Origin of the sequence: Streptomyces sp. W16 (genome assembly GCF_033194735.1) — a bacterium.
GTDB lineage: Bacteria > Actinomycetota > Actinomycetes > Streptomycetales > Streptomycetaceae > Streptomyces.
The window spans coordinates 1-9830 of record NZ_JAWOAI010000384.1 but is presented as its reverse complement, the minus strand read 5'-3'; the positions used below and the strand labels follow the sequence as shown (position 1 = coordinate 9830).

The 9830-nt window shown below is 71.3% G+C and carries 9 protein-coding genes; all 9 read right to left on the bottom strand.

Going from position 1 to position 9830, the window contains the following annotated elements:
- On the bottom strand, positions 1–1474 hold a 1474-nt coding region (locus R6V09_RS36805), incomplete at its 3' end, for a prolyl oligopeptidase family serine peptidase (protein ID WP_317885823.1).
- A 15-nt stretch (positions 1475–1489) separates the two neighbouring features.
- A complete protein-coding gene (locus R6V09_RS36800; protein ID WP_317885822.1) occupies positions 1490–2800 on the bottom strand; it encodes a M20/M25/M40 family metallo-hydrolase in 1311 nt (436 codons plus the stop codon).
- Positions 2793–3626 (bottom strand): M55 family metallopeptidase, encoded by an 834-nt coding sequence (locus R6V09_RS36795; protein ID WP_317885821.1) that lies wholly within the window; start codon positions 3624–3626, stop codon positions 2793–2795. The genes R6V09_RS36800 and R6V09_RS36795 overlap by 8 nt, the downstream gene beginning before the upstream one ends.
- A gap of 436 nt (positions 3627–4062) precedes the next feature.
- On the bottom strand, positions 4063–5292 hold the full coding sequence (locus tag R6V09_RS36790) for an IS701 family transposase (RefSeq protein ID WP_317885820.1): 1230 nt from the start codon (positions 5290–5292) through the stop codon (positions 4063–4065).
- A gap of 57 nt (positions 5293–5349) precedes the next feature.
- Complete coding sequence (locus R6V09_RS36785) at positions 5350–6564, bottom strand: acyltransferase family protein (protein WP_317885819.1); 1215 nt, start codon at positions 6562–6564, stop codon at positions 5350–5352.
- Positions 6565–6799: 235 nt separating this feature from the next.
- A complete protein-coding gene (locus tag R6V09_RS36780; protein ID WP_317885818.1) occupies positions 6800–7795 on the bottom strand; it encodes a quinone oxidoreductase family protein in 996 nt (331 codons plus the stop codon).
- A 49-nt stretch (positions 7796–7844) separates the two neighbouring features.
- Entirely contained in the window at positions 7845–8597 is a 753-nt protein-coding gene (locus R6V09_RS36775; RefSeq protein ID WP_317885817.1) for an SDR family oxidoreductase, read from the bottom strand.
- Positions 8597–9121: a cupin domain-containing protein gene (locus R6V09_RS36770; protein WP_317885816.1), complete on the bottom strand. Its 525-nt coding sequence runs from the start codon at positions 9119–9121 to the stop codon at positions 8597–8599. The genes R6V09_RS36775 and R6V09_RS36770 overlap by 1 nt, the downstream gene beginning before the upstream one ends.
- A gap of 105 nt (positions 9122–9226) precedes the next feature.
- Positions 9227–9830 (bottom strand): zinc-binding dehydrogenase (locus R6V09_RS36765; protein WP_317885815.1); only part of this gene is annotated, 604 nt, incomplete at its 5' end.

The window sequence follows — 9830 nt, the reverse complement described above, 5'->3', positions numbered from 1 at the left end:
GGGCGCGGTCGGCGGTGCCCTCGTCGGCGAGGGCGAGTGCGACGGCGGCGCAGTCCTCGACGTCGACGACGCCCCACTGTTCGCGCAGCCGGTTGCGGTACTCCCGGCCGTGCCCGGTGGAGCCGCCGTAGTTGACCTCGGCGACGCCGATGCCCCGGGAGGTGAAGTAGGCGATCTCCAGGTCGAGGACGAGTGGCGACCGGCTGGTGGGTCCGCCGTGCGCCCGGATGACGTACGGCGGCAGTTCGTCGCCGGGCGCGGCCCAACTCGGGCTGTGTGGCGGGTAGATGTGGGCGTGGATCTCGCGTCCGGCGGGGCCGGCGAAGGTTCGGATCTGCGGTTCGGGGTAGTGGGCGGGGTCCACGGGGTCGTCGTGGGCCGCGCCGATCACCCGGGCCCGGCCCGTGCTGATGTCGAGTTCGACGACCTCGTGGGCGCTGCGCGGGCTGGCGCCGACGCCGACGATCCGGTCGCCGTGCACCGCGAGGGTGGACGTGAACTCGGTCCAGGGGCCGGCCGCGTCGACGACCTCGCCGGTCTCCGGGTCCAGTACGCCGAGCAGGGCGGCGCCCCGGCCGTGCACGACGGCGATCAGGCCGCTCTCCAGCGGCGCGAACCAGCGCTGGCCGAGCTTCCACAGCGGCCCGCCGAACTCCTCCTCGCGCGGGCACACCGGCTCGTGATCGCGGTAGAGGTTCCACCAGCCGGTGCGGTCGCTGGCGTACAGCAGCGAGCCGTCGAAGCCCCAGTCGACCTGTGCGATCGACTCCTCAAGGCCGCCGGCCACGACCCGCGGCTCGCCGAAGGTGCCGTCGTCCGCCATCTCGGCGAGGAACAGCTCCGTGCCGTCCCACGGCATCCGAGGATGATCCCAGGCGAACCAGGCGGCCTTCCGCCCGTCGGGCGAGACGCGCGGCCCGGACACGAACCGGTGCCGGTCGTCGGTGAGTTCGCGCACGGCGAGCCGGTCCTCGGCTGCGGATCCGTCCAGCGGTACGGCGGCCAGGACACGTCGGACGTCGCCGGGGGCGTCGCCGGTGAACTCCTCCAGCACGCACCACACTTCACCCGACTCCAGGCGCAACTGCGGTTCCGCCCAACGGAGTCCGCCGCCCACGGACGACACAGGGGTGAGTGGGCTCGGCTCGCTCCCCGGCTCGTACCGGTACAGCCGCTGGTCGGTGAAGTTCACGAACACCACGAGCGGTCGGCCGTCCCGGACGGCTCCGGCCCAGGGCCGTCCGCCGTACTCGATGACTCTGCTGCGGACGTTCCAGGGCGCGGGCAGCACCGACTCCTGGGAGCCGTCCGCGCGCCGGCGCACCAGGGTGCGGCGGCCGGCCTCGGTGGGCCGTGGTTCGGTCCACCAGACCTCGTCGCCGACGAACCCGACCCATTCGGGCTGTCCGTCGTGGGCGGCGGCGAGCGCCGCGTCGATGGGCGAGGGCCACGAGCCGTACGCCAACGTCCGCATGTTGTCCCCCACTTGCTAGGCCGACCTCAGAAAGCGGTCCAGGACGCGGACGCCGAAGTGGAGTGCCTCGACGGGGACCCGTTCGTCGACTCCGTGGAACAGCGCCTGGTAGTCGAAGCCCTCGGGGAGCTTCAGTGGTGCGAAGCCGTAGCCGGTGATGCCGAGGCGTGAGAACTGCTTGGCGTCGGTTCCGCCGGACATGCAGTACGGGACCACATGTCCCTCAGGTGCGAACTCCTCGACGGCGGCCCGCATTCGGGCGTAGGTCGGCGAGTCGACCGGGGCCTGGAGGGCGACCTCGCGGTGGTGGAACTCCCAGTCGACGTCGGGTCCGGTGAGCCGGTCCAGGGTGGTGCGGAACTCGTCCTCGCCGCCCGGGAGATAGCGTCCGTCGACGTGGGCCACGGCCTCGCCCGGGATCACGTTGACCTTGTAACCGGCGTTCAGCATGGTCGGGTTGGCGCTGTTGCGGACGACGGGCTCGACGAGTTTCGCCGCCGGGCCGAGCTTGGCGAGGAGCCCGTCGACATCGTCGAAGTCGGGGTCGATGCCGTACAGGGCGGCGAGTTCGGTGAGGGCCGCGCGGACGGTCGGGGTGAGCCGTAGTGGCCATTCGTGTTCGCCGATGCGGGTGATCGCGGCGGCGAGGCGGGTCACCGCGTTCTCGTGGTTGACCTTGGAGCCGTGGCCGGCCCGGCCGTGCGCGGTCAACTTGAGCCAGCCGGTGCCGCGTTCACCGGCCGCGATGGGGTAGATCTCCCGGCCGGTGCCGTCGTGGAAGGTGAACGCCCCTGATTCGCTGATGCCTTCGGTGCAGCCCTCGAAGAGCCCGGGGTGCCGGTCGGCGAGGAAGCCGGAGCCGTCCTCGGCGCTGGCCTCCTCGTCGGCGGTGAACGCGATGACGAGATCGCGGCGCGGCCGTACGCCCTGTCTGGCCCAGGCGCGGACGACGGCGAGGATCATCGCGTCCATGTTCTTCATGTCGACCGCGCCGCGCCCCCACACGACGCCGTCGCGGATCTCGCCGGAGAAGGGGTGCACGGTCCAGTCCTCGGCCTGTGCCGGTACGACGTCCAGGTGACCGTGGACGAGCAGCGCGTCCGCGGAGGGGTCGGTGCCCTCGATGCGGGCGACGACGTTGGTGCGGCCCTTGGTGCGTTCGAGGAGGGTGGGTTCGAGGCCCGCGCCGGCCAGTCGTTCGGCGGCGTACTCGGCGGCGGGCCGCTCCCGGCAGTCGCCGCCGCCTTTGTTGGTGGTGTCGATGCGGATGAGGTCCGAGGTGAAGGTGACCACCTCGTCCAGGGCCCGCTCGTCGATGTCAGCCATACTGCTCCTCCACCGCGGCCGAGACGATCGTGGTGACCGCCTTGAAGGTTCGGATCCCCTCGTACATGGTGTCGCCGGTGTACGCCACCTTCCGCTCCCCGACCCGCCGGACACCGGGCACGACGGTCGCGGCCATCGCGAGGTGCTCGGCGTCGAATTCGAGGGCGACGGTGAACGGCCCGCCCCGCACCGGTTCCTGACGGACCGCCAGCTTCGCCGCCTCCTTCGCCGCCGCGCGGATGTCGGCGGCCGTCCTGGCCGGCGTACGGCACACGGCCGCGTACCGCGACACATGGTCCTTGACGGCGACCTTCAGCGCCCCGGGCGCGTACCCGAGGGCGTCCTCGCAGGCCACGTCGTCACCCGTGACCAGGATCACCGGTACCCCGTACTCGGCGACGACATGCGCGTTGAGCAGTCCCTCGCTCGCGCGGACGTCGTTCAGCCACACTCCGGTGATCGAGTTGGCGAGGTAGGTGTGGGCGAGGACGCCCTCCATGCCGGCGCCCGCGTGGTAGCCGACGAACGCGATGCCGTCGACGTCGCCGTGCTGCACACCCTCGACCATGGAGAGGGACTTGTGCCGCCCGGTGAGCATCTGCGTCCGCTCGTCGAGGCGCTCCAGGAGCAGGTTGCGCATCGTCCAGTGGGCCTCGTTGACGAGCACCTCGTCGGCGCCGCCGTCGTAGAAGCCTAGGACGGCGGCGTTCACGTCCGAGGTGAACAGCGAACGGCACCGCTCCCACTGCGGTGTCCCCGGCAACACGTCGGCGGGCCAGGTGACGCCGGTGGCACCCTCCATGTCGGCGCTGATGAGGATCTTCATGCCGCCTCACGCTACGCGTTGCCGACCCCCCGGACCAGGACCGCGTGCGTGGGACGGTCGAGGGTGCCGCCCTAGGGCCTGTCGTCTGGATCAGGCCGGCCTGGCTCACGGTGCCTTGTCGGCCGACCCGAGCGGGGTGTGGTGCGTGCAGCTGCAAGGCGGAGGAGGACGGCGACGCGATGGGGGTCCCCCCGCGCGAGGTTGTTCGAGCGTGGGGGAGTCGGCAACCGACGACAACGCCGCTGGGGGTCCCCCCACGCCTTCAAGGCAGTGGGGGAGTGCGTGCCACACCCCGCGACGCCGGCATGATCCAGACGACAGGCCCTAGTAGTGCTTCGTTAGGTTCTCGTTCTGGTGAGGGGGCGGCCGCAGGTGGTGCAGGTGCCGTCCCAGCAGCGCAGCAGGTCCTGTAGCGCGTCGAGGACTTGGTAGAGGGTCAGGCTTTCGTGCGGGCTTTTGGGTCGTAGCGCCGCAGGGTGAGGAAGGCCTGTGCGGCGGTGACGAGGGTGACGTGGTGGTGCCAGCCGCGCCAGGTGCGGCCCTCGAAGTGGTCCAGGCCCAGGCCGTGTTTGAGTTCGCGGTAGTCGTGCTCGATGCGCCAGCGCATCTTGGCGAAGCGCACCAGGTCGGCCGTGGGGGTGGTGGCGGGCAGGTTGGTCATCCAGTAGCCGGTGGGCTCGTCGGCTCCTGCGGGCTGTTCGACCAGCAGGGTCCGCAGCGGCAGCACGCCGTCCCACCGGCTGCGCCCGCCGGCGTGTTCCTGCGCGGTGCGGGTGGCTTCCTTGCCTGAGGGCCGCACCTCCAGCACCGCAAAGCGTGAGGTCATTGAGCCCTTGCTGCCCTGGCGCCAGGTGACGGTTTCGAAGAGGGTGCCTGGATCGACCAGGTGTCGCAGGGGGCGGGCCGGCTCGCGGTAGCGCGGCAGGGTGGGCGGGCCCAGGCCCCGGTAGGGCGGCAGATACGGCTCGGCACCGGCCGGGCGGGCGATCTCCTTGGGCTCGACGGCCATGACGTAGGACCAGCCGTGTTCCTCCAGGGCCAGGCGGAAGGAGACACTGCGGCCGTAGCCGCAGTCGGCCACGATCACCGGCACTGCCCCCAGCCAGTCCGCCAGTCTCTCCAGCAGCCCCAGAGCCAGACGCGACTTGGTCACATGCCCGACCTCGTCGGGCACGCCCGCGGCCTGCCGCCGCCGGAGGTCGTGCGCCCATTCCTCGGGCAGGAACAGTTCCCACTCCAGCGGGCAGGACGCACGGTCGGTGGCCGCGTGCACGCTGACAGCGACCTGGCAGTTGGCCCGCTTGCCCAGCGCCCCGCAGTACTGCCGGGCCACCCCCACCGAGGCCCGCCCGCATTTGGGAAACGACACATCGTCGATGACCCATACCTCGGGCCTGACCACCTCGACCAGCCGCTCGGCGATCCGCCGCCGCACCGGCGTCCACTGCCACGGCGACTGGTTGACGAACTGCTGCAGGGCCTGCATGTTCCCGTCCGGCAGCCGCTCGGCCATCGGCTGGATCGACTTGCGCCGGCCATCCAGCATCAGCCCGCGCAGGTAGCACTCGCCCCTGGCCCGCTGGTCCTTGCGCGGCACCGAGGCGAACACATCGGCCACGAACAGCCCCAACGCGGCCCGTAATCGGTTCACTTCATGCGTGTCCACATACCCAACATGCTCTTGATCAGCGACAACGCCTAGACCTAACGAAGCACTACTAGGTCACCCCGCTACAGGAGCGGTCGGCTGGTCCTGTTCCGTGGTGGTGCCGGACGCCGTCCCGGGGGTGGGCAGAGCCACCGGTCCCGGCTTCGCCCTGGCCCTGGCCCTGGCGAACCTGCGCATCACGGGTACCTCCACGAACGTGTTCAGCAGCCAGGCGAGACCCCACGACAGCACGAAGGCGAACAGGCCGAGAGCGACCGCCTCGGCCGTACTCCACTGTTTCGTGGCGCCGAGCGCGACATGGCCGAAGTCGAGCACCATCCAGTGCACCAGGTAGAAGGCGAAGGAGAGTTCGCCGAGCCTGACGAACGGCCTGCTGCGGAACGGGGACCAGGTCCGTTCGATGTCCGCGGTGGCGGCCGCCGCGACGACCAGGGCGATCGGCGCGCTCGTCGCCGCCACGAAGCTCCACGGCTCGGCGATGTGCGAGGCGAGGAAGTAGCCGCCGAGAAGGAGGGTCATCGCCGCCCAGAGCGGCAGCCTGATCCACTTTCCGCTGAGGACGATGCGGGCCGTCACCATGCCGAGGACGAAGTCGAGGGCGCGCACCGGCGGGGCCATCTGGATGAACCAGACCCGCCAGGTCGGAATGGTGAAGTACAGCGGCCTGGCCGGCAGCAGCTCGGCCACGAACGGGACCGCCCAGGTCGCCGCGACGAGGCCGGCGGCCCACCACCACAGCCGCTCGGGCCTGATGGCCGCGACCGCCCGGTGGAAGAACGGGAAGCAGAGGTAGAAGAAGGCCTCCGCGGCCAGTGACCAGCTCACGAAGTCCATGCTGAAGAACGTGTCGGAGCGCGGGAACCACGGGTGGATGAGGAACAGGTTCGGCACCGCGCTCTGCCAGCGTACGGAGAGGCCGAGCCAGACCATCACGATCGCGGTGACCGCCCAGGTGACCACGTGGTTGGGCACGATCTTGGCGGCCCGGCGGCGCCAGAAACTGCGCATCGGCTCACCGGGCTTGGCGATCAGCGTGAGGATGAATCCGCTCAGTACGAAGAAGAAGCCCACCTGCATGGGGCCCGCCTTGCTGAAGAGCGTCATGCAGAGGTCGGCGGCCTTCTTGTCCTTGAAGGGGAACTGGAAGGCGAAGTGGAAGCAGAACACGAGGGTCGTCGCGACGAACCGCGTGCCGTCCAGGGAGGGCAGCCAGGTGGGGCGCGAGCCGCCGGCCGGACTGTCGGCGCGGCTGGTCCGGGAACGTGCCATGAAGCATCAGCTCCAGAGAGAGACAGGAGGGGGGAGGACAGGGGCATGGAGGTGGGGCTCCTCGGTGACAGTGCCGTCGATGGCTTGAACCAGCCTTGAAAGACAGTGGTGTTGAGTGGTGGGGATGCCGATGCCATCGCCCTCCGCCCGGGGCCCGAACAGAAAGGCCCCCGCACCGTCGCGGGGGGAGGGCGACGGTGCGGGGGCCGGTCTTCTGCGGTGGAGCCGCTGGTTCTCAGCCGGTGCGGGGCAGCAGTACCACGCGGCCCTGGTGGGCCCGGGACTCGATGATCTCGTGGCCTCTGGCCGCCTGGTCGAGGGGAAGGCGGGCGTGCACGGCGGCCTTGAGGCGGCCCGAGGTCAGGTGGGCGGTCAGTTCCGCCAGTCCGTCCGCGTACTCCTGGGGGTGCAGCCGCTGCCAGGCCGAGAGCGAGAAACCGGTCACGTACTTCAGCCCGATCAGGTCCATGACCGGCACCTTCGGGACGTCCGTGCCGCCGCCCGCGGAACCGTAGAAGACGAGTCGCCCGCCGGGAGCGAGCAGGCCGACGCCCGTCAGCAGGACGTCGCCGCCCACGCTGTCCAGGATCAGGTCGACGCCTCGGCCGTCCGTGGCGGCCCTGACCTCCTCCGCCCAGCCGGGTGCGGTGTAGTCGACCACCGCGTCGGCGCCCAGCGAGCGGGCGAACTCGCGCTTCGCCGGAGAACTCGCGGTGGCGATCACGCGTCCGGCGCCCGCCAACTTGGCCAGTTGCACGGCCAGATGACCGATTCCGCCGGCCGCCGCGTGCACGAGGACGGTCTCCCCCGCCCGCAGCCGTCCGGTGGCCAGGGTGCCCACGGCGATGGGCCCGGCGCCCGGGAGCACCGTCGCCGCCGCCGCGTCGAGCTCCGCGGGGACGGGTACCAGCGTCGCGGCGTCGGCCAGCGCGTACTCGGCGTAGGCGCCCTGCATGAGGAAGGCGCCGACGCGGTCTCCGGTCCGGATGTGCTCCACCCGGGGGCCGACCGCGTCGACCGTGCCGACCACGTCGCCGCCCAGCACCACCGGGAGGGTCGGCCGCCACATCGGTGCGGGGAAGCAGTCGCGGCGCATCTGGGTCTGGGCGAAGCCCACGCTGACGGCCTCGGTGGCGATCAGTACCTGGCCCGGGCCGGGTTCGGGGACGTGGGCCTCTGTCACCCGCAGCACGTCGGGTGCGCCGTAACGGGCGATCGGGACGGCACGCATCTGTTGTCTCCTCCTCGGTTTCCCGTCCGGTCGGGCGGGTGCACCGTTCTCACCAGGGAATGGGGCCGGTCGCGGACTGGAAGGTGGCGGTGGGTCCGTCGTCGTCGAGGACGGCGAGCCGGACGACGGTGACAGCGGCTTCTTCGGCCGTGCCGAGGCCGGCGTGGCCGTTGAGGTCGGTGGCGACGTAGCCGGGCTCGGCGGCGTTGACCTTGATGCCGTCGGCCTTCAGGGCGTGGGCGTACATGAGGGTGAGGGCGTTGAGGGCGGCTTTGGAGGAGTTGTACGCCAGCATCCGGAAGGGGGCGAGGCGTTCGGGCTCCGCCGCGTTCACGCCGAGCGAGCCCAGGCTGCTGGAGATGTTGACGATCCTGGCCCGCTCCGAGAGCCGCAGGAGCGGGATCAGCGCGGAGGTGACGGCGGCGACGCCGAAGACGTTGGTCTCGTACGTGTCCCGCAGCAGGTCGGCGGTGACGTCGGCGACCGGTATGCCGTGGTCGAGCAGGACGCCCGCGTTGTTGACGAGGATGTCGAGCCTGCCGTGGGTGCGCCGGATCCAGTCGGCGGCGGCCTTCACGCTGTCCTGGTCGGTGACGTCGAGGGGTACCGCATGTGCGTCGATGCCCTCGGCGGCGAGTTCGGCCACGGCGGTCGTGCCCCGGCCCGGGTCGCGGGCCCCGATCAGCACGGTGGCGCCGAGCGAGCCGAGCCTGCGGGCGGTCTGGAAGCCGATGCCCTTGTTGCCGCCCGTGACCAGGGCGACGGTGCCGGGGGGCAGGGTCGTGAGGTCGTCCTTGCTCATCAACTGAGTCCTGTTCTGGGCTGGTTGAGGTGAGGTCGGCTGCCGCGCACACCGCTGAGCGGTTCGCCGGGGCGGCCCAGGTAGGTGATGTCGTGCCGGGTGACGAGTGCGGTGATCGCCGCGCGGTCGGGGGGTGCGTCCTGGGCGAGCAGCTCGGCGAGGCCCTCGAACATGGTCTCGCTGCCGCCGGGGGTCGAGATGCACAGCATCCGGCTCGCGCCGTCGCCGATGTTGCGGAAGCCGTGGCCGACCCCGCGCGGCCCGTACACCAGGGTTCCGGGGCCGGCCTCGTGGATCCGGTCGCCGAGCTGGATCTCGTACGCGCCCTCGATGACGTAGAACGTCTCGTCCAGGCCGTCGTGCAGATGCAGCGGCGGGCCGCCGCCCGGGGGTGTGGTGAGCTCGAAGAAGGAGAAGAGACCGCCGGTGTCCTCTGCGCGGAGCAGGATGCGGCCCTGCTCCACGGTCCACCGGATCGGCTCGACCTCGTCGCGCACGATCACCTTGCCGGGCGTGACTGTCATCCTCGACTCCCTTGTTCCGGGCGGCTCTTGGTGCTCCTTGCGGCTGTCGTCCCGAGCGTGCCCCGGTGCGCTGGAGTCCGGCTCGAACGCGGCCGGCCCGGCGGGTCAGCTGCGCAGCAGTACGGCCTTGCCCCGGAACTCGCGCTTGGCCCAGGCCTCGAAGACGTCCGGGGTACGGGACCAGTCGTCGACCCTGCCGATCACCGGCCGCAGCCGTCCGTCGGCCACCAGGGAGACGAGGATCGCCAGGTCCTCACCCTTGGTCTCCTCGGGGTGTTCGCTGACGAAGCCCTGCACCCTGGCGTTGTGTCCGCGCGTCGCGAAGTCCCGCAGGCGCAGTTCGGTGGGGCCGTTGTGGCCGCCGTAGACGACCGCGGTCGCGTCGGGCGCGAGCAGGCGTACCGCCTGGGCGAGGAGCGGGCCGGCGACGCCGTCGAGGACGAGGTGGAAGGGGCCGAGGGCCGGGTCGCGCAGGCAGGTGACGACCTGGTGGGCGCCCAACGCGCGGGCCTGCGCGGCCCGTTCGTCGCCGCTGACGTGGGCGGTGACCGTCGCTCCCGACAGGACCGCGAGTTGTACCGCGAACTGGCCGACTCCTCCGGTGGCCCCGGTGACCAGGACCCGGCGTCCGAGCAGTGCCCCGCCGACGCGCAGCGCGCGCAGCGCCGTGAGTCCGGCGATGGGCAGGGTGGCGGCCTGGTCGTCGCCG

Bases quoted from the DNA above. Each gene is read 5' to 3' on its own strand.
- R6V09_RS36800 (WP_317885822.1), bottom strand. From the start codon at position 2,800: ATGGCTGACATCGACGAGCGGGCCCTGGACGAGGTGGTCACCTTCACC.
- R6V09_RS36795 (WP_317885821.1), bottom strand. From the start codon at position 3,626: ATGAAGATCCTCATCAGCGCCGACATGGAGGGTGCCACCGGCGTCACC.
- R6V09_RS36785 (WP_317885819.1), bottom strand. From the start codon at position 6,564: ATGGCACGTTCCCGGACCAGCCGCGCCGACAGTCCGGCCGGCGGCTCG.
- R6V09_RS36780 (WP_317885818.1), bottom strand. From the start codon at position 7,795: ATGCGTGCCGTCCCGATCGCCCGTTACGGCGCACCCGACGTGCTGCGG.
- R6V09_RS36775 (WP_317885817.1), bottom strand. From the start codon at position 8,597: ATGAGCAAGGACGACCTCACGACCCTGCCCCCCGGCACCGTCGCCCTG.
- R6V09_RS36770 (WP_317885816.1), bottom strand. From the start codon at position 9,121: ATGACAGTCACGCCCGGCAAGGTGATCGTGCGCGACGAGGTCGAGCCG.